19 protein-coding genes are annotated in these 24,605 nt (G+C 65.0%); 11 read left to right on the top strand and 8 right to left on the bottom strand.

Features of this window, described 5'->3' with window-relative positions:
• Positions 1 to 58 precede the first annotated feature (58 nt).
• Positions 59 to 916, top strand: a complete 858-nt coding sequence (locus tag IFU00_04480) for an SMP-30/gluconolactonase/LRE family protein (GenBank protein ID MBD8541539.1) — start codon at positions 59 to 61, stop codon at positions 914 to 916.
• Positions 917 to 934: 18 nt separating this feature from the next.
• On the opposite strand, the gene IFU00_04475 is transcribed toward IFU00_04480, so the two are convergent.
• The 3 genes from IFU00_04475 to IFU00_04465 all read right to left on the bottom strand — a co-directional run bounded on the left by IFU00_04475 (position 935) and on the right by IFU00_04465 (position 5,975).
• Positions 935 to 3,343, bottom strand: a complete 2,409-nt coding sequence (locus IFU00_04475; GenBank protein ID MBD8541538.1) for a TonB-dependent receptor — start codon at positions 3,341 to 3,343, stop codon at positions 935 to 937.
• Between the two features lie 142 nt (positions 3,344 to 3,485).
• Positions 3,486 to 4,928, bottom strand: coding sequence for a hypothetical protein (locus IFU00_04470; protein ID MBD8541537.1), 1,443 nt, complete (start codon positions 4,926 to 4,928; stop codon positions 3,486 to 3,488).
• Between the two features lie 75 nt (positions 4,929 to 5,003).
• Positions 5,004 to 5,975 carry an aromatic alcohol reductase gene (locus IFU00_04465; protein ID MBD8541536.1) on the bottom strand — a complete coding sequence of 324 codons (972 nt, stop codon included), beginning with the start codon at positions 5,973 to 5,975 and terminating at the stop codon, positions 5,004 to 5,006.
• 133 nt (positions 5,976 to 6,108) lie between these two features.
• Between IFU00_04465 and IFU00_04460 the strand changes: the two genes are divergently transcribed.
• From IFU00_04460 to tal, 6 genes are all read left to right on the top strand, one after another.
• A complete protein-coding gene (locus IFU00_04460; protein MBD8541535.1) occupies positions 6,109 to 7,038 on the top strand; it encodes a LysR family transcriptional regulator in 930 nt (309 codons plus the stop codon).
• Positions 7,039 to 7,178: 140 nt separating this feature from the next.
• A complete protein-coding gene (gene zwf, locus IFU00_04455) occupies positions 7,179 to 8,648 on the top strand; it encodes a glucose-6-phosphate dehydrogenase (protein ID MBD8541534.1) in 1,470 nt (489 codons plus the stop codon).
• Between the two features lie 9 nt (positions 8,649 to 8,657).
• Complete coding sequence (locus tag IFU00_04450; GenBank protein ID MBD8541533.1) at positions 8,658 to 9,512, top strand: SIS domain-containing protein; 855 nt, start codon at positions 8,658 to 8,660, stop codon at positions 9,510 to 9,512.
• 84 nt (positions 9,513 to 9,596) lie between these two features.
• The gene (locus IFU00_04445; protein MBD8541532.1) at positions 9,597 to 11,312 is read left to right on the top strand and encodes a hypothetical protein; all 1,716 of its coding nucleotides are present in this window, start codon (positions 9,597 to 9,599) and stop codon (positions 11,310 to 11,312) included.
• Between the two features lie 76 nt (positions 11,313 to 11,388).
• Complete coding sequence (locus IFU00_04440) at positions 11,389 to 11,886, top strand: GAF domain-containing protein (GenBank protein ID MBD8541531.1); 498 nt, start codon at positions 11,389 to 11,391, stop codon at positions 11,884 to 11,886.
• A gap of 19 nt (positions 11,887 to 11,905) precedes the next feature.
• Entirely contained in the window at positions 11,906 to 12,835 is a 930-nt protein-coding gene (tal, locus tag IFU00_04435; protein ID MBD8541530.1) for a transaldolase, read from the top strand.
• Positions 12,836 to 13,201: 366 nt separating this feature from the next.
• Here tal and IFU00_04430 read toward each other — a convergent pair whose 3' ends face one another.
• Positions 13,202 to 13,819, bottom strand: coding sequence for a TetR family transcriptional regulator (locus IFU00_04430; protein MBD8541529.1), 618 nt, complete (start codon positions 13,817 to 13,819; stop codon positions 13,202 to 13,204).
• A gap of 163 nt (positions 13,820 to 13,982) precedes the next feature.
• On the opposite strand from IFU00_04430, the gene IFU00_04425 reads away from it, so the two are divergent.
• The 4 genes from IFU00_04425 (at position 13,983) to IFU00_04410 (ending at position 20,987) form a co-directional block, all read left to right on the top strand.
• Positions 13,983 to 15,305 carry an efflux RND transporter periplasmic adaptor subunit gene (locus IFU00_04425; protein ID MBD8541528.1) on the top strand — a complete coding sequence of 441 codons (1,323 nt, stop codon included), beginning with the start codon at positions 13,983 to 13,985 and terminating at the stop codon, positions 15,303 to 15,305.
• Positions 15,306 to 15,329: 24 nt separating this feature from the next.
• The gene (locus IFU00_04420; GenBank protein ID MBD8541527.1) at positions 15,330 to 18,518 is read left to right on the top strand and encodes an efflux RND transporter permease subunit; all 3,189 of its coding nucleotides are present in this window, start codon (positions 15,330 to 15,332) and stop codon (positions 18,516 to 18,518) included.
• Entirely contained in the window at positions 18,515 to 19,963 is a 1,449-nt protein-coding gene (locus tag IFU00_04415; protein MBD8541526.1) for an efflux transporter outer membrane subunit, read from the top strand. Before IFU00_04420 ends, IFU00_04415 begins: the two co-directional genes overlap by 4 nt.
• 202 nt (positions 19,964 to 20,165) lie before the next feature.
• Positions 20,166 to 20,987: a hypothetical protein gene (locus IFU00_04410; protein MBD8541525.1), complete on the top strand. Its 822-nt coding sequence runs from the start codon at positions 20,166 to 20,168 to the stop codon at positions 20,985 to 20,987.
• A 13-nt stretch (positions 20,988 to 21,000) separates the two neighbouring features.
• Here IFU00_04410 and IFU00_04405 read toward each other — a convergent pair whose 3' ends face one another.
• The 4 genes from IFU00_04405 to IFU00_04390 all read right to left on the bottom strand — a co-directional run bounded on the left by IFU00_04405 (position 21,001) and on the right by IFU00_04390 (position 24,600).
• A complete protein-coding gene (locus tag IFU00_04405; GenBank protein ID MBD8541524.1) occupies positions 21,001 to 22,251 on the bottom strand; it encodes an oxygen-independent coproporphyrinogen III oxidase-like protein in 1,251 nt (416 codons plus the stop codon).
• Between the two features lies 1 nt (position 22,252).
• Positions 22,253 to 22,858 carry an RdgB/HAM1 family non-canonical purine NTP pyrophosphatase gene (rdgB, locus tag IFU00_04400; protein ID MBD8541523.1) on the bottom strand — a complete coding sequence of 202 codons (606 nt, stop codon included), beginning with the start codon at positions 22,856 to 22,858 and terminating at the stop codon, positions 22,253 to 22,255.
• A 69-nt stretch (positions 22,859 to 22,927) separates the two neighbouring features.
• Entirely contained in the window at positions 22,928 to 23,659 is a 732-nt protein-coding gene (gene rph / locus IFU00_04395; GenBank protein MBD8541522.1) for a ribonuclease PH, read from the bottom strand.
• Positions 23,660 to 23,670: 11 nt separating this feature from the next.
• Positions 23,671 to 24,600: a serine/threonine-protein phosphatase gene (locus IFU00_04390; protein MBD8541521.1), complete on the bottom strand. Its 930-nt coding sequence runs from the start codon at positions 24,598 to 24,600 to the stop codon at positions 23,671 to 23,673.
• Positions 24,601 to 24,605: the final 5 nt, after the last annotated feature.

The raw sequence follows: 24,605 nt of genomic DNA, 5'->3' as shown, positions 1-24,605 counted from the left end.
AACTTTTGAGACCGAGACTATGGCAACCGAAAAATTTGAAGTGGTACACGATGCGCCGATGCTGGTAGGCGAATCGGCGATCTGGCACGAAGTCGAGTCGGCCCTGTACTGGGTCGATATCGAAGGCCTGACCGTCAACCGACTGCACGCGGCCAGCGGCAAATTCAGCTCTTGGAAGATGGGGTCGAACCCGTCGGCGCTGGCCATCGACGACAACAATTTCCTGGTCGTGGCCACACGCGAGCGCCTGCTGCGCCTGAACACGACCGACGGCGCGGAAACCCCGATCGCCGACGCGCCCTACGATACGTCGAAGGTGCGCTTCAATGATGGCCGCGTCGACCCGGCGGGCCGGTTCTGGATCGGCACCATGTACGAGCCGCGCGACCAGCCGGCCGCCGAGATGTACGTGCTCGCGCGCGACAACCTGCGCTGCGCCTGGCGCGGCGGCATGACCAACTCGAACGGCCTGGCCTGGAGCCTGGACGGCCGCACGATGTTCCATGCCGATACCACCACGCACCGCATCGACTGCTACGACTTCGATGTGGCCACCGGTGAGCACAGCAACCGCCGCACGATCCTCACCTTCCCGACCGATAAAACGGCGCCGGACTACGGCGGCCGGCCCGATGGCGCGACAATCGACTCTGAAGGCATGTACTGGGTCGCGATGTTCGAAGGCGGTCGCGTGCTGCGCATCTCGCCAACCGGCGAGATCCTGCGTGAGATCAAACTGCCCGTGCGCTGCCCGACGTCGGTCTGCTTCGGCGGGCCCGACCTGCGCACGCTGTACATCACCAGCGCCAGCCAGGGCCGGTCGAGCGAAGAGATCGCGCAGTATCCGCACACTGGCAAGGTACTGTCGGTGCGGCTCGATGTCGCCGGCCGCGAAGAGCCCGAGTACGCTATCTGAACCCGGGCCCGCACCTGCTTACCAGGTGTAGCCGGCCTTCACATAGAAGTAGCGGCCATTGAAGCCGTTCGGCGCCCACACGCTGTACGGCTGGGTGCCGTTCACGTTCAGGTTGGCCCGCGACGTGACCTGCGCAGGATAGCGGTTGGTCACATTGTCGATGCCGGCCGTCAGGCGCCACTGGTTCAGGCGCACGCTCGCTGCCAGATCAAGCACCCACTGCGGATCGTAGTTCTGATCCAGCGCCGGATCGTTCTGCGGCACCGTGAATTCGCCGTAACGCGTCACGACGGCGCGGCCATTCCACGCACCCTGCGTAAAGTCACCCGTCAGGCCCAGCTTGTCCTTCGGCGAACCCACCGTCAGGCGGTTGATGCTCTGGCGGTCCACCAGCGACAGTCCCTGCCCCGACAGCACCGCCGGCGACGCCGCCACACCCTGCACCTCATTGTCGTTATGGTTGTAGGCCAGCGTCAGGTCGGCGCGCGCGCCCTGCGCGAAGTTCAGGCGGTAGGTGCTGACCACGTCGACGCCCTTGGTGCGCGTGTCGACCGCGTTGGTGAAGTAGCGCGCCGCGCCGACGAACACGCCCTGGGCCGCAAGCGCGCGTGACAGCGCCGGTGCATTGGCCAGTTGCAGGTTCGACGAGAACACGATGCGGTCGTCGATATCGATGCGGTACAGGTCGACCGTCGTGGTCCAGTTGCGCGTTGGCTGCCACTGCGCACCGATGCTCAGGTTGCGCGCCTTTTCGGCCTTGAGCGGCTGTGCACCCAGTGCACGGGCGGCAGCGCTGCCGACCGGGAAGGTGCCCGTCTCCACCAGCGCGCTGGCGCCGTTCACGAGCAGCGTATTGGTGGTGGTGATCGTGTAGAACGACTGGGCCAGTGACGGCGCGCGGAAACCGTTCGAGGCCGTGCCGCGCAGCGCGAAGGCTGGCGTGAATGCATAGCGAGCCGATGCCTTGGCCGAATTCGTGCTGCCAAAGTCGCTGTAGCGTTCATGACGCAGCGCCAGGGCGCCCGACAGTGCGCTCGTGATGTCGCCTTCCAGGTTCAGGTACACCGATTTGTTGTTGCGGCTGTTTTCGCCTGCATTCTCAGGGCGGAAGCCCGAATAGCCCTGCGCGCCGGAACCGAAGTACGAACCGGCTTCGCCCGCGCCGATCTCGTAGGATTCATGGCGCGCTTCCAGGCCCAGGGCCACCGTCAGCGGGCCGCTCATGAACGACACGGGAATCTCGCGCGCCACGTCCAGGTTGGCCAGACTTTGCTTCGAGGTCAGTTCGCCCGCATAGAAGCTGGTAGGACTGGCCGCGCCCAGGCTGTAGTTGACCGTGTCATTCACGTCGAGCGTGAAGCGGTTGCGGCCGTGGTTCAGGCTCGCATCCCAGCGCCAGCCGGCGGCCACGCCGCGCAGGCCCGTCACGATCGAGGCATCGACCGAGGTGCTGCCCAGCAGCGGCTGGAAGCCTTCCGGGTACAGGGGCGAGCGCAGCGTGGTGCGGGTGTTGTCGGTGAAGGCGGTGCGGAAGGTCGCCGCCGACGAGGTGTCGCGCTCGCCGTAGCTTGCAAAGGCGTACCAGTCGACGTCGTCGTTGATGCGCACTTCGCTGTTGACGAACAGCGTGCGCGGGCGGCTGTCCGGGTCGCCGTAGCGCTGGGTTCTCAGGCCCTGGCGTGGACCGGCGGACGGCCGCGGATCGGCGAACGAGCGGTTGGTGGCGTTGCGGTCGGCCGCTTCGACGGCGATGCGCACCCAGCCATCCTGGCCCAGGTCGAAGCCGGCCGAACCGCGCACGGTGGCCTGCTCGCCGTCGCCCGCGTCATACTGGCCATACACCACTTCCGCTTCGCCGCCCTTGGCGCCGCGCTTCAGGATGATGTTGACCACGCCGGCGATGGCGTCCGAGCCGTATTGGGCCGCGGCGCCGTCGCGCAGCACTTCGATGCGCTCGATCGCCGCCAGCGGAATCGCATTCAGGTCGACCGGGGCCGAGCCGCGGCCCAGCGTACCGTTGACGTTGACGACGGCCGACGTGTGGCGGCGCTTGCCGTTGACCAGCACCAGTGTCTGGTCGGGCGACAGGCCGCGCAGCTGCGCCGGACGCACTGCATCGCTGGCGTCGGCGCCGCTCGGGCGCGGGAAATTCATCGATGGCAGCAGGCGCGACAGCACGGTGGCCAGCTCGCCCGAGCCGGTGCTGAGCAGTTCCTTGTTGCCGATGACGTCGACGGGCGACTCCGAATCGAGCGTGCGGCGGTTCAGTGAACGGGTGCCGGTGACGACGATCGTCTGCACGTCCTGGGCGGCCGGCGCCGGCGGCGGCGTCTCCTGGGCCAGCGCGGCGGTCGGTGCGAGGGTCGCGATCAGGCTCAGGATCAGGACCGCGCGATGCGGGTTGGCGTGATGGTGCTTGCAGCTCATGGGGGCTTCTCTTCTTCTGGTCGGTGACGGCGGTACCTCGACCGCCGAAGGGACGCGAAGCTTAACAAACCTCCAATTACGTTGCCAATATCGATTTTGCCTATGCTTATATCGGGAACCGGCAGATAGAAGCAGGCCCCCCTCAGCCCATCATGCGGGCCGAATCGTAGCCGATCCGCACCGCACCCCAGTGCTTCCCGTCGATTACGATGGGCATCGACAGATCGTTGATCACCTCACCCGTATCGCGGAGATAGGTCTGCAGCAGGAACGGCTCGCGGTTCTTCGCCAGCCGGATACCCACCGGATCGTCGAAGATCCGCTTGTTGCGGCAATACACCAGGTCGTGCTCGCGCTGCCCGTTGGGCGGGCGTGAGAACTTGGTGTTGTGGGTCGGCGCGAAGCCGCGGTTGTCCACGGCAAGCGCGTAGGCGGCGCCCGGCAAATCGGTCAGCACGCGGTCGAACAGCATTTGCAGGTCACGCTCGACAATGCGGTCGTACGACGTTGTAAAGCGTGGCGGATCGGACTGCGCGATCGGCTGGTAATTCTGGTCGAACACGTTGGCGCCGCCCGCGGCATGCCGCTTCAGACAGGCCAGCACCTCTTCGCGCAGCACGGTGGTGGCGTCGACCAGCGCGTCGAACGGCGTGCCACCGGTGCGGAAACCCGCCAGCACGCCTTGCAGCTCCTCGGTGGCCAGCCGCACCTCGTCCACCCGGCGCGACGCATCCTGCATCGTTGCTGCCGCCCCGGACGCATTGCTCGCCACTTCGCCGACACGCGCCCCGATCTGCTGGTTGACGCCATCGAGCGACTGCATCGCCAGCGCCATCTGGTCCACGGTCGCGGTCATGCGCTCAAAATCGGCCACGAACGTCGTCAGGTGACTCGCCGCGCTGCCGGCCTCGCGCGCCGAGACGTTCACGCCTTCGAGGATATCGGCCGTCGCGCTGGAGGTCGATGCCACCAGCCCGCGCATCGCACTGCTGGCGGTCGCGATCTTGACGGCTTCGGTGTTGACCACCTGCGACAGGCGCCGCACTTCGGACGCCACCACGGCGAACCCGCGTCCGGCCGGGCCGGCGCGCGCCGCCTCGATCGCGGCATTGATCGCCAGCAGATTGGTCTGGTTGGCGACGTTCTCGATGACGGTGCCGAATTCGCCGATCTCGTGCAGGTGTCCGACCAGCTGCGAGACGGTGTCGGAAAAACCATGCACCTGCGCCTCGATGGTGCGCATGCGCGCTTCGAGGCGTGTCAGTTCATCCATCGACTCGCGCGCCGTGTGCAGGTTGCGCTGGGCGGTGTCGGCAATGCGCAGCGTACCGGCATTGACATCGGCCGACAGGTCGGTGACTTCGCGCGCTGCGGCGGCCAGCGCGCCGGCCGCCTGATGCTGGCGCGCGGCCTGGGCCTGGGCCTGATCGACTTCCTTGCGCAGGCGCGCGGCATTGATCGCCGTGCGGATGCTGCCATCGCGGGCCTTGACCACCAGCGCGCGCATGCTGCCGCCCACACTACCGCCCGCGGCCCGCCCACCGAACGGCGACAGCGCCCGTCCCAGACTTTGCATCCAGCCCATCATGCCTCCCTCATCCTCAGCTCGAACGGCTGCAGTATTTACCTGTGGAAACTATAGTCCCATTCGACCGGGCTGTCATTCATCATGGATGCCAGAGGGCTGATTGTCTGCGCGGCGCGACAACTGCGTGAGCCAGGTGCGGATGTCCGAGGTCGGGATACCACGCTGCGCGTTGTAGGTATTCTGTTTGCTCCAGGCCAGACCGTCACCGCGCGCGAAGGCGAGGCGGTAGCGCGCCTTGGCGTCGTCTGGCTGTGCGGCGAGACCGGCCTGCAGCGCTTCGCGGGTCAGCAAGGTACGTTCGACGGCGCGCTCCGTCACCTGCTCGACGATGTCCGCCAGCTGCCCGTACGAGACGGTGTCGCTGGCCAGATACACGACCTGGTTCGCGATGCGGGGCATTTCGAACAGGATCGCGGCGGTACACCGGCCGATGTCATCGGGCGTGGTGACCGTCACCTGCGTGGCCCAGCTACCCAGGCCGCGCACGATGCCGGCATCCAGGTCGACGATGCCGGCCGTCTTCTCGAACAGGAAACTGGTGAACATGCCGGTCGAGATGATGATCCACTCGGTCCGGTGCTGCCCGCGCAGCAAGCCGCGCACGTCGAACTGCTCGTCGAATACGGGCTGGCCACTGCCCTTGCCGACAATGTCGTAATCGACCCCGAACTGCCATGGAATATGCCGCCGCACGCCGGCAGCCAGCACCGCCCGGGTCAGCCGCAGCTGGGTGCCCGGGCCGGCGACGAAGCCGGTACAGTTGATGACGGTGTCGAACGGGCGCAGCAAGGCGACGAGTTCTTCTTCGCTGCGCTGTGCGAGGTCGAACGGCACCAGTGCCACATCCAGCGCGCGTAGCGTGGCGTGATCCTGCCGCTGGCGCGCGGTTGGCGCGTCGATCGAGCCGGGCGTGACCAGAACGGCCAGCGCGCGCCCCGCAGCCTTCTGGCGCGGCGCCAGATGGCGCAGGATGGCCATGCCGAGTTCACCGGCGCCAAGCACCAGCGTGTGCGGGGCATTGTTTGCATTGTCGTGGGTCGTCATGCGAGCTCCTGTCGTGATCAAAGGCGTGAAGTATGGTCACCTGCCCTCCCGCGCGTAAGCCCGCCCGCCGGCATTTCAGAATTGTGATGGGTGGGATAATCGACGATCGGGGCAGATCAGCGAGGCAGGAACGATGGACAAGTTACGGGCAATGCAGATTTTTTCGCGCGTCGTCGAAGCACGCAGTTTTGCCGGCGCCGCCAACATCCTGGCAGTGCCGCGCTCGACGATCAGCCGCGCGATCCAGGAACTCGAGGCGTCCCTGGGCGTGCGGCTGCTGCAGCGCACGACGCGCACCCTGCACGTCACGCCCAACGGCAGCCTGTATTACGACCACTGCCAGCGCATCCTGAGTGCCATCGAAGGGGTCGAGGCAGCGCTGTCCGACGGCACGACCGCACCGCGCGGACGGCTGCGCATCGACATGACCTCCTCGTTTGCACGGGCCGTCGTGCTGCCGGTCCTGCGCGAATTCCAGACCCGGTATCCGGCCATCGACCTGACCCTGACGCTGGGCGACCGCCCGGTCGAACTGGTTCAGGAAGGCGTCGATTGCGTGGTGCGGGCCGGCACGCCGGCGTCATCGGCGCTGCTGGTGGCGCGTCATCTCGGCAGCTTCGACTGGATCACCTGCGCCTCGCCGGATTACCTGGCACGCTGCGGCACGCCGCACTCGCTCGATGCGCTCGATGGGCATGACATCATCGGCTACCAGTCAGCCGCCACCGGCCGCGCGACCGACTGGCGCTTCACGGTCGATGGCGCCGAGCGCACTATTGCGACCGGCGCGCGGCTCATCGTCAATGACACCGACGCCTATCTGGGCTGCGGCCTGGAAGGGCTGGGGCTGATCCGGGTCGCCAGCTACGTGGCGCTGCCGCACCTGAAAGCCGGCCGCCTGGTGCGCATCCTGCCGGCAGTCCAGGGGCCGCCCGTTCCGCTGTCACTGATTTATCCGCAAGACCGGCATCTGGCCTCGACCGTGCGCGCGTTTGCCGACTGGCTGGGCCAGCAGGTGCATACGCAGCAAAGTACCTGGCAGGTATCCCTGCCCCGCGGGTGACACGCCTGCCTGCGCTGCGCGCGCGGCGAATATGGCACCATAGGTCGTCATAGGGCGCGAACGTAGTAGATTTTCTTGATACCACATAAATTATGTAGTAAATTTACAAAACCCTTTTACTGACGCAGATCCGACCCATTATGGCGATTCCCGATTTCGACCTCGTATTCTTTGGCGGCAGTGGCGACCTTGCGATGCGCAAGCTGTTGCCTGCCATGTTCGCGCGCGACGTGGCCGGCGACCTGCCGGCCAGTGCCCGCATCATCTGCGTCGGGCGCGACGACGCCACGCAGGAAGAATTCCTGCACATGGTCGAGACCAACTCGAAGCCGCACATCAAGGAAGCGCCGTCTGGTGCCAACTGGGACAAATTCCTCGGCCGCATCACCTATGTGGCACTGAACGCCACCGACGCGAGCACCTTCGGCGACCTGGTCGCGGCCCTGCGCGCCGATGCGTCGCTCACGCGCGTGTACTACCTGGCCACGCCGCCGCAGATCTTCGCCAAGATCTGCGACAACCTGGCCGCCACGGGCCTGGCCACGCCCAATTCGCGCGTGGTGCTCGAAAAGCCGCTGGGCCGCGACCTGGCCTCGGCCAAGCAGATCAACCTGGACGTGGGCAAGGTCTTCGCCGAATCGCAGATCTACCGCATCGACCATTACCTGGGCAAGGAGACCGTGCAGAACCTGCTGGCCCTGCGCTTCGGGAACATCCTGTTCGAGCCGCTGTGGCGCCGCGAATGGATTTCGGACGTGCAGATCACCATCGCCGAGAAGATCGGCGTGGGCAACCGCATGGGTTACTACGACAACTCGGGCGCGCTGCGCGACATGCTGCAGAACCACCTGCTGCAGCTGCTGTGCATCGTGGCGATGGAGCCGCCGGCCTCGATCGCGCCGGACGCGGTGCGCGACGCCAAGCTGCAGGTACTGCGCTCGCTGAAACGCTTCACGCCGACGACGCTGACCCACAATATCGTGCGCGGCCAGTACCGCTCGGGCTATATCGACGGCCAGCCGGTGCCCGGCTACCGCGACGAACCGGATGCGCCAAAGAGTTCGCGCACCGAGACCTTCGTGGCGATGAAGGCCGAAATCGACACCTGGCGCTGGGCCGGCGTGCCGTTCTATCTGCGCACCGGCAAGCGCATGTCCGACCGCCTGGCCGAAATCGTCGTGCGCTTCAAGCCGATCCCGCATTCGATCTTCAACCAGCCGACGTCGAGCTTCCAGCCCAACAGTCTGGTGATTCGCCTGCAGCCCGATGAAGGTTTGTCGATGAATCTGATGGCCAAGACGCCGGGCGATTCGATGCGCCTGAAACAGGCCGAACTCGAACTCGATTTCCGCGAGCAGTTCACGTCGCCGCGCATGGAAGCGTACGAGCGCCTGCTGCTCGACGTGCTGCGCGGCCAACTGACGCTGTTCATGCGCGGCGACGAGCTGGAAGCGGCGTGGGAATGGGTCGAACCGATCCTGGAACACTGGGAGCAGGACGATACCTCCCCCGCCCCGTACACGTCCGGCACGTGGGGCCCGGCTGCGGCCAGCGCCCTGATCGGGCGCGACGGCTTGCAATGGCGCGAAGAATCGCTGCCCGAAGACTGAGGCTGACCCATGCTGCTCGACTCGATCCGCACCCAGCTCGACACGCTCTCCAAATCGGAGCGCAAGGTGGCGCTCGCGGTGCTGGCCGCGCCGTCCGGCACCGTGAGCCAGAACATCACGGCACTGGCGCGCAACGCGGGCGTGTCGGAACCGACCGTCGTGCGCTTTTGCCGCACGCTCGGTTACGACGGCTGGCACGAGTTCAAGCTGAAGCTGGCGCAAGGCCTGGCGCTGGCTCTGCCCGGCGCCAACGAGGCGCCGCACCAGGACGATCTGGCGTCGGACCTGATCAACAAGATCTGCAGCCGCTCGATCAACACGCTGCTCGACCTGCGCAACAACCTCAAGCCGGAGCTGGTCCAGCAGGCCCTTGAGATTCTCGCGCGTGCCAACAAGATCGAGTTCTACGGCCAGGGCACATCCGGCTTCGTGGCGGCCGACGCGCAGCACAAGTTCTTCCGCTCGGGCGTGCCGACGGTGGCCTACACCGACCCGGCGATTCACTCGATCGCGGCGGCCCTGCTGCGCGAAGGCGATGCGGTGGTCGCCATTTCGCAGCGCGGCAACAATCCTGCGCTGACCCGTTCGGCCAAGCTGGCCAAGGCCGGCGGCGCGCAGGTGATCGTGCTGGCGCCATCGGGCACCCCGCTGGCCGAGATGGCCACGCTCCTGATCCCGATCGACCTGGTGTTTGCGACCGACCCGTACACGCCGATCTCGGCGCGCCTGGCCTACCTGGTCGTGATCGACGTGCTGGCAGTGGGCCTGGCGCTGCGGCGCGGGCCGGAGTTTCGCAAGAAGATGCAGAACGCGCAGAAGGCGCTGCAGGAGTTCGACATGCAGTTCGATTCGTTTATTGGCTAAGCGCCCTCACGTGATAATGGGTGAGCCTTTCCCCCCTTTCACCCTTGTAGACTGGCCGGCTCGCCCGCTGTCACAAGGAATCGCATGCCACGTTTGTCCCTCGCCGCCCTGCTGTGCGCCTGCCTCGCGCTGCCTGCCGGCGCTGACGACCGCGCCGCACCGTCGCCGGCGCAAGCCGGCTACGACTATGCCCAGACGGTGCGCAACGAAGTAAGCACGCAGCTCAAGGACAAATCGGACCGGGTCGCCCTCGAGCAGGCGGCCCAACGGCTCGAAGGATTGATCGACTGGCTCGACACGCCGCTGACGCGCGATCTGGGCACCGGCTCGCGCTACCTGTATTTCCGCGGCCTCGATGTCCAGCGCGATCTGGCCGTGGTCTATGCCCGGCTGGGCCAGACCGACAAAGCCCTCGATGCGCTGGAAACCATGGGACGCTATGGCTGGCTTGGCGACGCCACCGAGCCGATACTGGCCGATGAGGCGTTTGCAGCCTTGCGGGAAGAGCCGCGCTTTCAAGCCATCCGGGCGACATGGTCGACGCCTCTGCGCATGCTGAAGGACTTCGGCGCCGGCTCGACCTACCGCGAACGGCTCACGGTCGAAGAACGCATCGCCGGCCTCACCCAATTCTGGGCCGACGCCAGGCAGTACTTCGTCCACTTCGACAATGCGCCCACTCTCGACTGGAACCAGGCTTACCTGGAATTTTTGCCCAGGGTGATCGCGGCCGACACCACCGTCGCGTATTACCAGGTGTTGATGCAGTTCGCGCCGCTGCTGCGCGACGGCCACACCAATATCTTCCCGCCCGATCAGTTGAAGGACCGGCTGTACGCGCGTCCGCCGATCATGACGGCGCTGGTGGAGGATGCGGTCCTGGTCATCGCCGTACACGATCCCGCACTGGCTGGGGGCTTGCGCGTCGGCGATGAAATCGTCGCCATCGACGGCATGCCGGTCAAACAGTATGCCGAGCAAAAGGTCGCGCCGTACGTCAGCAGTTCGACCGCGCAGGACCGCGCGCTGCGCATGTATTCCTATCAGCTCCTGACGGGCGACGCGGGGGTGCCGGTGCGCTTGACGCTGCGTGACGGCACCGGACGCCAGCGCGAAGAAACCATCGCGCGCGGTAGCGCAGACGCCCCTGGCAAGCGTGAACCGTTCGCGTTTCGCATGCTCGCTGGCGACATCGCCTATCTCTCGCTCGACCACTTCGAAAGCGACGGTGGCGTGATCGCGTTCGCGATGCACGCGCCGCAGATCATGCGTGCCAAAGGGCTGATCCTGGACGTGCGTGGCAATGGCGGCGGCTCCACCGCCCATGGCGAATCGATCCTGCAGCGCCTGACCAATCAGCCTATTCCACGCGCGCTCAGTTTCGTGCGCGGCCCCAGCATCGCCAGCACGGAATCGTCACGCACACTGACGTGGGAACCCATGCCGGCGACGGCGCCCGCGCGCAACCGGTTCGGCAAGGTCTTCGCCGGCCCCGTCGTCGTGCTGACGAGCGAGCAAACCTTTTCGGCTGCCGAGGACTTCGTCCTTGCCTTCAACGCGCTCGAACGCGGCACGACGATCGGCGCCACGACCGCCGGCAGCACCGGGCAGCCGATCAGGATCAAGTTGCCGGGCGGCGGGTGGGGACGCATTTGCTACAAGCGCGATCTGCTGCCTGACGGGGGCAAGCTGGTGGGCCGCGGCCTGGCGCCGGACATCGAAGCCTTCCCGACCGTGAAGTCGGTCCGCGCCGGCACTGATCCGGTGCTTCAACGGGCGCTGGCCACGTTCAGGCGCTGAACCCGGGGTGCACGCAACCGCAAGCGAAGCCATTGGGCTAAAATAGTTCCTTTATTGACCGCCAAATGGCAACGCCATGCACATCAATCCAGAACGCAGCGACCGCCCCGATTACGACCTGCTGGTACGCCAGGTCACGAGCATCCTCGAAGGTGAACGCGACCTGACGGCCAATGCGTCGCAGTTCTCGGCCCTCGTCTACGACACCATCGCCGACCTGAACTGGGCTGGCTTCTACTTCACCGTGCCGTCCAAAAAAGGCGAAGGCAACGATCTGCTGGTCGGCCCGTTCCAGGGCAAGCCCGCCTGCGCGCGCATCCCGTTCGGGCGCGGCGTGTGCGGCGCCACCGCCGTCAAGCGCGAGACCATCGTGGTCGCCGACGTGCATGCATTCCCGGGCCATATCGCCTGCGATTCGGCGTCGGCGTCCGAGATCGTGATTCCGGTGCTCAAGGATGACCGGCTGATCGGCGTGTTCGATATCGACAGCCCGAAGCTCGAGCGCTTCAGCGACGAAGACCGCGCCGGCCTGGAAGCCATGCTGGCCGCGTTTGTCGCGGGCACCGATTTCTAAGAATATTCAAGAGACCACCATGAACCAACTCGAACAGCTCAAGCAATTCACCACCGTCGTCGCCGACACCGGCGACTTCCAGTCGATCAAGGCCTATACGCCGCAGGACGCGACCACCAACCCGTCGCTGATCCTGAAGGCCGTGCAGAAGCCGGAATACCGTCCGCTGCTTGAAAAAGCCATCGCCAACGCGCCCGACGCGTCGATCGACGGCATCATCGACAGCCTGTTGATCGCCTTCGGCGTGGAAATCCTCAAGTTCGTGCCGGGCCGCGTGTCGACCGAGATCGATGCGGCGCTGTCGTTCGATACCGAGGCCACGGTGGCCAAGGGCCGCGAACTGATCGCGCTGTATGAAGCGGCCGGCGTGTCGCGCGAGCGCGTGCTGATCAAGATCGCCTCGACCTGGGAAGGCATCCGCGCCGCCGAGATCCTGGAAAAAGACGGCATCCACTGCAATCTGACGCTGCTGTTCTCGCTGTGCCAGGCCGTGGCCTGCGCCGAAGCGGGCGTCAAGCTGATTTCGCCGTTCGTCGGCCGTATCTACGACTGGTACAAGAAGTCGACCGGCACCGATTACCAGGGCGCCGACGATCCGGGCGTGCAGTCGGTCAAGGGCATCTACCAGTACTACCGCAAGTTCGGCTACGCCACCGAAGTGATGGGCGCAAGCTTCCGCAACACGTCGCAGATCCTGGAACTGGCCGGTTGCGACCTGCTCACGATCTCGCCGGACCTGCTGCAAAAGCTGGCCGACAGCGACGCACCATTCGAGCGCAAGCTGGTCAAGGACGACAGCGCCGATATCGAGAAGATCGCGATCGACGAAAAGACGTTCCGCTTCATGCTCAATGAAGATGCGATGGCGACCGAAAAGCTGGCCGAAGGCATCCGCGCGTTCGTGGCCGATTCGATCAAGCTGAAGGTGATGATCGAAGGCATGCGCTAAGCACGGTGAACACAGCTGGGGTCAGGTCTGACATTCGGACACGACCTCAGCCTTAGCCACTTGAAACACAGCCGCACAGCCGGGGTCAGGTCTGACATTCAGACACGGCCTCAGCCTTAGCAACTTCCAATGATCTCTCACATGGTATTAGCATGGCCCGCTGCCAGCTAATTCCGACTGGCCCGACTGTCCAGCTCGTGTCCGAATGTCAGACCTGACCCCCGCTTCTGACCCCCGCTTCTGACCCCCGCTTCTACTTCGAATGTCAGACCTGACCCTCGCTTTTTTTGATCGACTGTTGAGATCGTGTCCGAATGTCAGACCTGACCCCCGCTTTTCTTGTTTTTACATTTGTAAAACCAGGGTTTAGCGGGCGCGCAAGCCTGCCATGTAGGTATCGATCAGCTCGGCTCCCAGGTCGACCAGCTCGAATGCGCCCGGCTCGAAGATCCAGTTGCGGATCAGGCCGTCGAGCATGACCCAGACCGACATCGACGCCTTGCGCGGGTCGACCGCGGCTGGCAACGTGCCGTCGGCCACGGCCTGCGTGAACTGATCCTGCAGCCGGCCGCGCCAGCGCGCTACCGATTCGCGCTTGTGCGCGCGCGCCGAATCGACCTCGTCGGTGAATTCAGTCTTGAGCGTGGCGATCTCGAACACGCGGCGCGCCTTCTCGTCGCCTTCCACGATCTGCAGCACGGCCAGCATTTCGTTGCGCAGGCTTTGCAGCGGATCGGTGTCCGCGCGTTCGCCTGCCAGCTTCACGGCGGCATCCATCGGCATCGTGGCGCGTTCCATCATGGCGCTGAACACGGCGCCCTTGTCGACAAAATGCCAATAAATTGCGCCGCGCGTCACGCCCGCCGCGGTAGCAATATGCTGTAAAGTTGTTCTTGAAACGCCATGTTTTGCGAACAAAATTTCTGCTGCGTCAAGGATGCTATCGCGTGTTGCGGCGGCTTCTTCTTTCGTCCTGCGGACCATATTCGGGGGCTACTCCAAAATTACAAGGGGGCAAACATTTTACATACAGTCGTGATAGTATATAAAACTATTTGCAAAAGCCAGTGTTGATATCACCCTTCGCCATGTTTTCCTGAGCGGCGGGTGACGTCGACGCGTTACTAACTAGAAGGAAGCACACGTAATGCGCCCTGCCCAATCCTCGTCCCCGTCCCTGACCCGGGTCGCTGCCGCCACTCTGGCAGCCCTGGTTCTGTTGTCCGCCTGCGGCAAGAAAGATGCAGCCCCAGCCGGCGCCGCCCCTGGCGGCCAGCAAGCTCCAGCCGTCCAGGCCGGTGTCATCACCACCAAGATCGAAACCGTCGCATTGCAGACCGAGCTGCCAGCCCGCGTCGAGGCAATCCGCACCGCCCAGGTTCGCGCGCGCGTCGATGGCAATGTCCAGAAACGCCTGTTCACCGAGGGCAGCATGGTCAAGCAGGGCCAGGCGCTGTATCAGATCGACGCTGCGCCGTACCAGGCCCAGGTCGCTTCCGCCCAGGCTGACCTGGCGCGCGCCCAGGCCAATCTGGTGGCGGCCAAGTCGATTGCCGATCGCTACAAGCCACTGGTCGAAGCCGCTGCCGTCAGCAAACAGGAATTCGACAACGCCGTCGCAGCGCAACGCCAGGGTGAGGCCGAAGTGGCCGCAGCCCGCGCGCAGGTCCGTGTGGCGCAGATCAATTTGGGCTACACCAACGTCAACGCACCGATTTCCGGCCGCATCGGCCGTTCGCTGGTCACCGAAGGTGCGCTGGTCTCGGCAACCCAGTCGACCGAGCTGGCCCTGATCCAGCAGACCGACCGCATGTACCTGAACATCACCCAGTCGGCGAACGACCTGCAGCGCCTGCGCAAGCAGGCCGGCGGCAGGATCGATGCCGAGCTGCCGGTCACGGTCGTGCTCGACGACGGTACCGTGTTGCCGCGCAAGGGCAAGCTGCTGTTCTCGGACGTGACTGTCGACGAAACGAGCGGCCAGGTCACGCTGCGCGCCGCCATCGACAATCCGGACAACGCCCTGCTCCCAGGCCAGTACGCACGCGTGCGCCTGTCGCAGTCGGAAACGCGCGGCATCCTGGTGCCGCAGCAAGCGGTCACCCGTGGCGGCCAGAACGGCGATACCGTGATGGTCATCGGCGCCGACAACAAGCCAGTGTCCCGCACCGTCAAGATCGCTTCGCAGCAAGGCGAGAGCTGGATCGTCACCGACGGCCTGAAAGAAGGCGAACAAGTCATGGTCGATGGCTTCCAGAAGCTGCAGATGCTGCCGCCAGGCACGCCGGTCAAACCGGTGCCATGGACCCCGGTCGCCGCCCAGGCCCCGGCCCAGGCTGGTGCCCCGGCTGCCCAGCCGAACGCTGCCGGCGCCCAGCCCGCCGCTGGCGCGAATGCACCCGGTGCGCGCACCCCGAATTCCGGTTCGCCGGCAGCGGGTGCAACGACCCCGGCCAACAGCAGCCGCTAAGAATAAAACGAACAGGACTTTTCAATGGCACGTTTTTTTATTGACCGCCCAATTTTTGCATGGGTGATCGCGCTGTTCATCATGGTGCTGGGTACTGTTGCGATCAAGCAGTTGCCGATCGCCCAATACCCCTCCGTGGCGCCACCCGCGATCGTCGTCAACGTCACCTACCCGGGTGCGTCGGCGCAGACTCTGGAGGATTCCGTCATCTCGATTATCGAACGCGAGATGAACGGTGCCCAGGGCATGATCTACATGGAATCGACCAGCCAGGCCAACGGCACTGGCTCGATTACCATTTCCTTCGAGACCGGCACCGATCCGGAACTGGCCCAGGTTGACGTTCAGAACCGCCTGTCGCGCGCGACCCCGCGTCTGCCACCGGCAGTGACGCAGCAAGGTGTGCGCGTCGACAAGTCGCGCTCGAACTTCCTGCTGTTTACGATCCTGTCGTCGGATGACCCGAAGATGGACAATATTGCGCTGGGCGATTACGCGTCGCGCAATGTGCTGCCTGAAATCCAGCGTATTACCGGCGTTGGCCAGGCCCAGCTGTTCGGTACGGAAAAGGCGATGCGGATCTGGATCGATCCAACCAAGCTGGTCGGCTTTAACCTGTCGCCAGCCGACGTCACGAGCGCAATCTCGCAGCAGAATGCCCAGGTCGCATCGGGCACGATCGGCGATTTGCCGATCGCGCAAGGCCAGCAGATCAGTGCCACCGTCATCGTCACTGGCCAGCTGTCGAACGTCGAACAATTCGGCAACATCGTGCTGCGCGCCAACCAGGACGGCTCGACCGTACGCCTGAAGGACGTCGCCCGCATCGAAGTCGGCGGCCAGTCGTATGCGACCTCGGCGCGCCTGAACGGCAAGCCATCGGCCGGTATCGGCGTGCAGCTGGCGCCAGCCGGCAATGCCCTTGAAACCGCCGATCTGATCAAGGCCCGCATGGCCGAGCTGCAGAAGCTCTTCCCGGCCGGTGTGAAGTACTCGATCCCTTACGACTCCACCACCTTCATCTCGATCTCGATCGAGCAAGTGGTGCACACGCTGATCGAAGCGATCGTGCTGGTGTTCCTGGTGATGTACCTGTTCCTGCAGAACTTCCGCTATACGCTGATCCCGACCATCGTGGTGCCAATCGCACTGCTGGGCTCGTTCGCCTGCCTGCTGGCGATGGGCTTCTCGATCAACGTGCTGACCATGTTCGGCATGGTGCTGGTGATTGGTATCGTCGTCGATGATGCCATTGTGGTGGTCGAGAACGTCGAGCGCATCATGAGCGAAGAAGGTCTGCCGCCGCTGGAAGCCACGCGCAAGGCCATGGGCCAGATTTCGGGCGCCATCATCGGCGTGACCGTGGTCCTGATTGCCGTGTTCGTGCCGCTGGCGTTCTTCGCCGGCGCGGTCGGTAACATCTACCGCCAGTTCTCGGTGGTCATGGTGACCTCGATCGCCTTCTCGGCGTTCCTGGCGCTGTCCTTGACCCCGGCGCTGTGTGCGCACCTGCTCAAACCTATCGAAGCCGGCCACAATCACACCAAGAAGGGCTTCTTTGGCTGGTTCAACCGCAAGTTCACCACCGGCGCCAAGAAGTACGAAGGCTTCGTCGGCGCTCTCATGAAGCGTGCCGGCCGCTGGATGGTCGTGTTTGCCGTGCTGGTCGTCGTGGTCGGTGTGATGTTCACGCGCCTGCCGAATTCGTTCCTGCCGAACGAAGACCAGGGCTATGTGATCGCCAACGTCCAGCTGCCACCAGGCGCGACGGCCGAACGTACCGGCGCCGTGATGCGTGCAATGGAAGAGTTCGTGATGAAGCAGCCGGAAACGGCGAACATCGTGGCCCTGACCGGCTTCTCGTTCTCGGGCCAGGGCCAGAACATGGGTCTGGCGTTCATCCCGATGAAAGCATGGGACGAGCGCAAGGGCGACGGTCAGGACGCGCAATCGTTCGCAGGGCGCATCATGGGCCACATGGGCGCGCTGCGCGACTCGTTCATCTTCGTGGTGAGCCCGCCGCCAATCCCGGAACTGGGTACCGGTACCGGCTTCTCGTTCCGCCTGCAGGATCGTGCCGGCAACGGCCACGCCGCCCTGCTGGCCGCGCGTAACCAGATGCTGGGCATGGCGTCGCAGAGCAAGATCCTGACGGGCATGCGTCCTGAAGGTCTGGAAGATGCACCGCAGCTCAAGCTGAACATCAACCGCGACAAGGCGCAAGCCCTGGGCGTGAGCTTCGCCGCGATCAATACGGCGCTGTCGACGTCGATGGGTTCGTCGTACGTCAACGACTTCCCGAACGCCGGCCGCCTGCAGCGTGTGATCGTGCAGGCCGATGCGCCACAGCGCATGCAGCCGGACGATCTGCTGCGCATCAACGCGATGAATACCCAGGGCCAGCCGGTGCCGCTGTCGTCGTTCGCGACGACCGAATGGACCACCGGCCCGATGCAGACCAACCGCTACAACGGCTATCCGGCGATGAAGCTGACCGGTGAAGCCGCGCCGGGTTACTCGAGCGGCGAAGCGCTGGACGAGATGCAGCGTCTGGCAGAACGCCTGCCGGCTGGTTTCTCGTACGAGTGGACCGGCCAGTCGCGCGAAGAACTGCTGTCCGGATCGACCGTGTTCATCCTGATCGGCTTCGCGCTGCTCGCGGTGTTCCTGGCCCTGGCCGCGCTGTATGAAAGCTGGACCATCCCGGTGGCCGTGCTGCTGGTGGTACCGCTGGGTATTCTCGGCTCGCTGCTGGCGGCCAATATGCGGGGCTTGTCGAACGACGTCTACTTCAAGGTCGGCCTGATCACCATCATTGGCCTGGCAGCGAAGAACGCGATTCTGATCGTCGAATTCGCCAAGGACCTGCAGGCCGAAGGCAAGTCACCGTTCGACGCGGCGCTCGAAGCGGCTCACCTGCGCTTCCGCCCGATCATCATGACGTCGCTCGCCTTCATCCTCGGCGTGCTGCCGCTGGTCCTCGCGGGCGGCGCCGGTTCGGCATCGCAGCGCGCCATCGGTACCGGCGTAATGGGCGGTATGATTACGGCCACCGTGCTCGGCGTGATTTTCGTGCCAGTGTTCTTTGTCGTGATCCGTACGCTCTTCAAGGGCAGCGAGCGCCAGAACAAGATGTACGCCCATGCGCAGGAAAAACAGCATGCCCTGGAGAAACAGGAACGCCAGGCCGCAGAAGAAGGGAAACAAGTATGATCAAGCACATCAAACTGATCGTCACGCCACTGGCGCTGTCGATGGCACTCGCCGGCTGCATGTCGCTGGCGCCGGACTATGAGCGCCCTGCTGCCCCGGTGGCGGGTACCTTCCCGGCCGTGCCACAGGCCGCCACGGCATCGACCAGCCCGGTAATCACCCAGGCGCCTGCCGCAGTCGCCTGGCAGCAGTTCTTTGCCGATCCACGCCTGCGTCAGCTGATCGACCAGGCACTGGTCAACAACCGTGACCTGCGCATCGCCATCGCCAACATCGAGCAGGCGCGTGCGCAGTACCGCATCACGCGCGCCGATCGCCTGCCGTCAGTGGGCCTGGGTGTGAGCGGCAACCGCCAGACCGTCGGTGAAGACCAGCCGATCAACAGTCAGTACCAGGCAGGCCTGCAAGTCACGTCGTTCGAGCTCGACCTGTTCGGCCGGGTGCGCAACCTGAGCGAAGCCGCACTGGCGCAATACCTGGCCACCGAAGAAGCGCGCAAGACCACGCAGATCAGCCTGATCGCGTCGGTCGCCAACGCTTATCTGCAATTGCTGGCCGACGAAGAGCTGCTGCGCATCACGCAGGACACGCTCAAGACGCGCCAGGATTCGGATCGTCTGACGCAGCTGCGTTTCGATAACGGTGTCGCATCGCGCCTGGACATCCAGCAATCGCGTTCGCTCGTTGAAACGGCCCTGGCCACGCTGGCGCAGCAACAGCGCTTCCGCGCCCAGGACATCAACCTGCTGACGCTGCTGGTTGGCCAGCCGCTGCCGGCCGACGTCTCGACCGGTGCCACGCTGGCCAAGACCGAGCTGCCTGACCTGCCAGCCGGCCTGCCATCGGACCTGCTGGCCAACCGCCCGGACATCCGCGCGGCCGAGCAAGAGCTGATCGCGGCCAACGCCAATATCGGTGCGGCGCGTGCGAACTTCTTCCCGCGCATCTCGCTGACGGCCAGCGCCGGCAGCGCCAGCACCGAGCTGTCGGGCCTGTTCGAGAGCGGCACCTGGGGCTGGTCGTTCGCACCGCAGGCGATCCTGCCGATCTTCGACTACGGCCGCAACACCGCCACGCTGGGCGCCGCCCGTGCCCAGCGCGACATCGCCGTGGCGCGCTACGAGCAATCGATCCAGACCGCGTTCCGCGAAGTGGCGGACGCCCTGGCCGGCCAGGCAACGTACAGCGAACAGCTGCGCGCGCAAGCAGCCGTGACCGAAGCCGAAGCCGACCGCTTCAACCTGTCCGACCTGCGCTTCCGCAGCGGCGCCGCCAGCCAGCTCGACCTGCTCGATGCACAGCGTTCGCTGTTCCAGTCGCAGCAGTTGTCGGTGCAGGCCAATCTGCTGCGTCTGCAGAACCAGGTCGCGTTGTATCGCGTGCTGGGCGGCGGCTGGGTGGAACCGGCGGCGCAAGCTGATGGGGCGCCGGTGGCGGCGAGGTAAGTTGCGACGCTACTGTCGTGAATGAGAACCGGGCCTGTGTGGCCCGGTTTTTTTTGCCCGGCTCTTGTTCCCGTTGTGACATCCACGCCGCAGTACGTTGTAGCGCGGCATTGCCCTCCCCCGGCGACGCCGAAGTTTGCGAGATTGGCTACACTGGCTGCATCGATCGCCGACGATGCGCCGCACGGCGCCGTGTGACGCCATGAGACATTTCTTCAACTCGCACTGGAAAGTCATCCTCGCGATCCTGCTTGCGATCGTGCTGGCAACGCTGACCGTCGAGACGCGGTCCGACACCGCGCCTTTGGCGGCGCGCCTGCAGGCCCATGCCCGGGCTCTGGCACCGGATGCGCCAGGCAGCCCCATGCAATACGTCGACACATCGCTGCGCCGGTATGGCTATGTGCTGCACAGGCAGCGGATCGACCGCGACGACACCAGCCATGCCGCCCACAGCATGGAGGCAACGATTGCAAGCGTGACGCCAGGCGCCAAGCCGATCCGCACGTTCGTGATCGGCGCCCGCGTCGGACCAGGCGGCGATGTCGGCGCCGCTGCCGTGCTCGAACTGGCGCGCGCCGTCAAGGATCTGCGGCCCGCACCGGGGACGGAGATCCGCTTCGTGTTCTTCATGGGGATTGCGGAATCAGGTGCGGAGGACACGGACGCCGGCAACTTCATCGCATTCACCGGCACGCCTGATGGGGCGCAGCGCGTGCACCAAGCCTTTGCAGCACTACGCAGCGACCCGCAGCTGATGCGCCACGGGCTGGCGACCTCGGCCCACGTGATGGGCTTGACGCTCTCGCGCGGTGGCAATAGCGATGGCGATGACAGCCCCGCTACGACGACCCTCGTGATTACCGGCAGCGACTTTCTCGGCTACCCCTATTTCTACACCGCACCGTCGCCCGCCGATGAAACCGACGAGGCGCAGCAGTCGGGCGAATTCGATGGCCTGGCGCGCGTCGTGGCCGGCCTCACACGCACGCTCACCGCGATGGCAGGCGTGGTGCAGGCCTGAAAAACCGGGACGCTTACTCGGCCAAAAACATTTCCTGCAAATCGTTCAGAAAACGCTGGCCCAGTTCCGTCGGCTTGATCAGCTTGTGATCGCGGTAGATCAGCCCCTTGGCCTCGGCCTCGTTGAGCGACTTGGTGATCGTGTTGATGCTCATCCCGGTGCGCTCGCCGAACAGGTTCGGATCGAAGCCACCGGTCAGGCGCAGCGTGTTGAGCATGAATTCAAAACCCATGTCGGTGCGGCCGATTTCGTGCTCTTCCTGCACCGGATTGCCGCGCTTTGCCGCCTCGATGAACGATGCCGGCTGCTTGTAGCGGGCCTGGCGCAGGATGCGGTGCGGGAACGAGATCTTCGAATGCGCGCCAGCGCCGATGCCCAGGTAGTCGCCAAACTGCCAGTAATTCAGGTTGTGGCGCGCGCGCCGACCGGCCCGGGCATAGGCCGACACTTCGTAGTGATCGTAGCCGGCGGCGCCCGTCACTTCGGCAATCATGTCCTGCATGTCGGCGCTCAGGTCGTCGTCCGGCAGCGCCGGCGGGTACTTGGCAAAGACCGTGTTCGGCTCCATCGTCAGGTGGTATAGCGACAGGTGCGGCGGCGCGAACGCGAGCGCCGTTTCCAGGTCGTGGCGCGCCTCAGCCAGCGTCTGCGACGGCAGCGCGTACATCAGGTCGAGATTGAAGTTGTCGAACGTGTTTTTTGCGATCTCGACTGCGCGCAGCGCTTCGTCGCCGTCATGGATGCGGCCCAGCGCCTTCAGGTGCGCCGGGTTGAAACTCTGGATGCCGATCGACAGGCGGTTGATGCCGCTCTCGCGATAACTCTTGAAGCGCTCGGCCTCGAAAGTGCCGGGATTGGCTTCCATCGTGATCTCGGCGTCGAGTTCCAGCGGCAGCAGGGTGCGCAAGTCTGACATCAGGCGATCCAGGCCCGCGGCCGACATCAGGCTCGGCGTGCCGCCGCCGATGAAGACGGTGTGAATCTTGCGGCCCCAGATCAGCGGCAGCGACTGTTCCAGGTCGAGGCGCAGCGCGTCCAGGTAATCCTTCTCGGGCAGCTCGCCCTTGCCTTCGTGCGAATTGAAATCGCAGTACGGACATTTGCGCACGCACCACGGCCAGTGCACGTACAGCGACAGCGGCGGCAGCGCCGTCAGGTTCAGCGCGCCCGGCTGCAGGTATTGCAGCGCGGCCGTCGCGGGCGAACGGGGCTCGCCGGCCAACGGTTGCGGTACATTCTCGCCGACGAATTTAATGGGGATCATGTCAGGTGTTTTTCAGTTTCTCGACCAAAGCGCGCAGCGCCTGGCCACGGTGCGACAACGCATTTTTCTCGTCCGGCGCCAGTTCGGCTGTGGTCTTGCCCAGCGACGGAATCAAGAAGTACGGATCGTAGCCGAAGCCGTTCTCGCCGCGCGGCGTGGCGATGATTTCGCCATTCCAGCGGCCGTCGGCGATGATCGGCTGCGGGTCTTCCGGGTGGCGTACGTAGACCAGCACGCAATAGTAGTAGGCCGACTTGTCGCTGAGCGTGGCCAGATCGGCGACGAGCTTGCGGCTGTTGTTGGCGTCGGATTTGGGCTCGCCGGGGTTTGCGAGATTTGCATAGCGGGCCGAATACACGCCGGGCGCGCCGCCGAGGGCATTGACGCAGACGCCCGAATCGTCGGCCAGCGCCGGCAAGCCGGTCAGGCGCGACGCGTGGCGCGCCTTGGCCAGCGCATTTTCAACGAAGGTGCCGAACGGCTCTTCTGCTTCCGGGACGTCGAATTCGCCCTGCGGATGCAGGTCGAGGCCGATGGGCCCGAGTAGCTGCGCGAACTCCTTGAGTTTGCCGGCGTTGTTGGAGGCGAGGATCAGGCGCTGGGTCATGGTGGTCACGGTGCTGGTGAGGAAACCGGTCATTTTACCGGCTTCGCGCACCTGCCGCCCGAGAACCGGTCAGCCCACGCGCAGCGCCTGCTTCTGCAAATGGATCAGGTCGGCGATGCCCGCCTGCGCCAGGTCGAGCAGGCGGTCCATGGCGGCGCGGTCGAACGCGGCGCCTTCGGCCGTGCCCTGCACTTCGATGAAATGACCCTGGTCGTTCATCACCACGTTCATGTCGGTATCGCAGTCCGAATCTTCCGGGTAGTCCAGGTCGAGCACCGGCATGCCGTTCACCATGCCGACCGAGACGGCGGCGACGAAATGCCTTACGGGCAGCGCCGTGATCGCGCACGACGACAGCAGCGTGCTGAAGGCGTCGTGCGCAGCCACCATCGCGCCCGTGATGGCGGCGGTGCGGGTGCCGCCGTCGGCCTGGATCACGTCGCAATCCAGATGCAGCGTGCGCTCGCCAAACGCGTGCAGGTTGAATGCGGCGCGCAGCGAGCGGCCGATCAGGCGCTGGATTTCCTGTGTGCGCCCGCTCTGCTTGCCGCGCGCGGCTTCGCGGTCCATGCGCTTGTGCGTCGAGCGTGGCAGCATCCCGTATTCGGCGGTCAGCCAGCCCTGGCCCTTCCCTTTCAGGAAGGCCGGCACCTTGTCCTCGATGCTGGCCGTGCAGATCACCTTGGTGTCGCCGAACTCGATCAGCACCGAGCCTTCGGCGTGCCGCGTGTAGTTGCGGGTGATGACGATCGGGCGCAACTGGTCTGGCGCGCGACCGCTCGGGCGCGGTGGGTAGGTCATGGGGTCGGTCCTTACTTGAGCAGCTGGGAGGATTTTTCGATCGCTTCGCGGATCTCGGCGATGGCTTTTTCGATATCGTCTTCGTCGAACGCATCGCTGCCCTCGGGCAGCGGGTCGCCCGCGACGATGGTGGAACTCACGGCATCTTCGGCCAGCATCTGGGTCGAGATCACATTGAGCGCGTCGGCATCGATGGTGCCGGCCGCGCCCTGCCAGGCAATGGCCAGCGCGGTCGTGTTGTCGGCCTGCGCCCCGCCGATGGCGGCGGCCATCTGCACCAGTTCCGGCACCGCTTGCACGACACCGCTCGTGGCCAGGCGATGCACGATCTCGGTTTCAGGCAGGGTCGACCACAAGCCGTCCGAGCACAGCAGCAGCATGTCGCCATGCTGCAGGCTGTGCTGCTGCGACAGCTCGATCTTCGGCGCGCTCGAAGCGCCCAGGCAGTTATACAGCCTGTTGCGGTCGGGGTGCGTGTTGCGCTCGGACGGGTCGGCGCGGCCGCGCTCGAGCAGGTACTCGAAGTGCGAGTGGTCGCGCGTGCAGGCCAGCACCTGCTTGCGGCGCACCCAATACAGACGCGAGTCGCCGACGTGCGCCCACACGGCGCAGTTGTGCTGGATCAGGCAGGCCACGACGGTAGTACGCGGGATCTCGGACAGGCCGTGGGTGACGGCATAGGCCTGGATATCGTGGTGCGCCTGCAGCAACGCTTCTTCGAGGAAGCGCTCGGGCTTTTTCACATACGGACGCGCTTGCAGGCGGAACATCGCCGACACCGTCTGCAGCGCGATGGTCGCGGCGATCTCGCCACCCAGGTGGCCGCCCATGCCGTCGGCCAGCAGCAGCAGCAAGGCGTCGCGCGTGTAGCAATAGCCCATCCGGTCCTGGTTGACCTTGCGTCCGCCAATATGGCTTTGTTGATACACCGAGAATTGCATGACTT

Source organism: Oxalobacteraceae sp. CFBP 8761, assembly GCA_014841595.1.
GTDB lineage: Bacteria > Pseudomonadota > Gammaproteobacteria > Burkholderiales > Burkholderiaceae_D > Telluria.
The sequence above is the reverse complement of the archived record's forward strand: the minus strand, read 5'-3'. Positions and strand labels throughout refer to the sequence as shown.

Excerpts from the sequence above, each read along its gene's own strand:
- rdgB (MBD8541523.1), bottom strand. The coding sequence starts at position 22,858 with ATGACCCAGCGCCTGATCCTCGCCTCCAACAACGCCGGCAAACTCAAG.
- IFU00_04450 (MBD8541533.1), top strand. The coding sequence starts at position 8,658 with ATGCTGCTCGACTCGATCCGCACCCAGCTCGACACGCTCTCCAAATCG.
- IFU00_04440 (MBD8541531.1), top strand. The coding sequence starts at position 11,389 with ATGCACATCAATCCAGAACGCAGCGACCGCCCCGATTACGACCTGCTG.
- IFU00_04475 (MBD8541538.1), bottom strand. The coding sequence starts at position 3,343 with ATGAGCTGCAAGCACCATCACGCCAACCCGCATCGCGCGGTCCTGATC.
- IFU00_04420 (MBD8541527.1), top strand. The coding sequence starts at position 15,330 with ATGGCACGTTTTTTTATTGACCGCCCAATTTTTGCATGGGTGATCGCG.
- IFU00_04390 (MBD8541521.1), bottom strand. The coding sequence starts at position 24,600 with ATGCAATTCTCGGTGTATCAACAAAGCCATATTGGCGGACGCAAGGTC.
- zwf (MBD8541534.1), top strand. The coding sequence starts at position 7,179 with ATGGCGATTCCCGATTTCGACCTCGTATTCTTTGGCGGCAGTGGCGAC.
- IFU00_04445 (MBD8541532.1), top strand. The coding sequence starts at position 9,597 with ATGCCACGTTTGTCCCTCGCCGCCCTGCTGTGCGCCTGCCTCGCGCTG.
- IFU00_04460 (MBD8541535.1), top strand. The coding sequence starts at position 6,109 with ATGGACAAGTTACGGGCAATGCAGATTTTTTCGCGCGTCGTCGAAGCA.
- IFU00_04410 (MBD8541525.1), top strand. The coding sequence starts at position 20,166 with ATGAGACATTTCTTCAACTCGCACTGGAAAGTCATCCTCGCGATCCTG.
- IFU00_04430 (MBD8541529.1), bottom strand. The coding sequence starts at position 13,819 with ATGGTCCGCAGGACGAAAGAAGAAGCCGCCGCAACACGCGATAGCATC.
- IFU00_04470 (MBD8541537.1), bottom strand. The coding sequence starts at position 4,928 with ATGGGCTGGATGCAAAGTCTGGGACGGGCGCTGTCGCCGTTCGGTGGG.
- IFU00_04465 (MBD8541536.1), bottom strand. The coding sequence starts at position 5,975 with ATGACGACCCACGACAATGCAAACAATGCCCCGCACACGCTGGTGCTT.
- rph (MBD8541522.1), bottom strand. The coding sequence starts at position 23,659 with ATGACCTACCCACCGCGCCCGAGCGGTCGCGCGCCAGACCAGTTGCGC.
- IFU00_04480 (MBD8541539.1), top strand. The coding sequence starts at position 59 with ATGCTGGTAGGCGAATCGGCGATCTGGCACGAAGTCGAGTCGGCCCTG.
- IFU00_04415 (MBD8541526.1), top strand. The coding sequence starts at position 18,515 with ATGATCAAGCACATCAAACTGATCGTCACGCCACTGGCGCTGTCGATG.
- IFU00_04405 (MBD8541524.1), bottom strand. The coding sequence starts at position 22,251 with ATGATCCCCATTAAATTCGTCGGCGAGAATGTACCGCAACCGTTGGCC.
- IFU00_04425 (MBD8541528.1), top strand. The coding sequence starts at position 13,983 with ATGCGCCCTGCCCAATCCTCGTCCCCGTCCCTGACCCGGGTCGCTGCC.
- tal (MBD8541530.1), top strand. The coding sequence starts at position 11,906 with ATGAACCAACTCGAACAGCTCAAGCAATTCACCACCGTCGTCGCCGAC.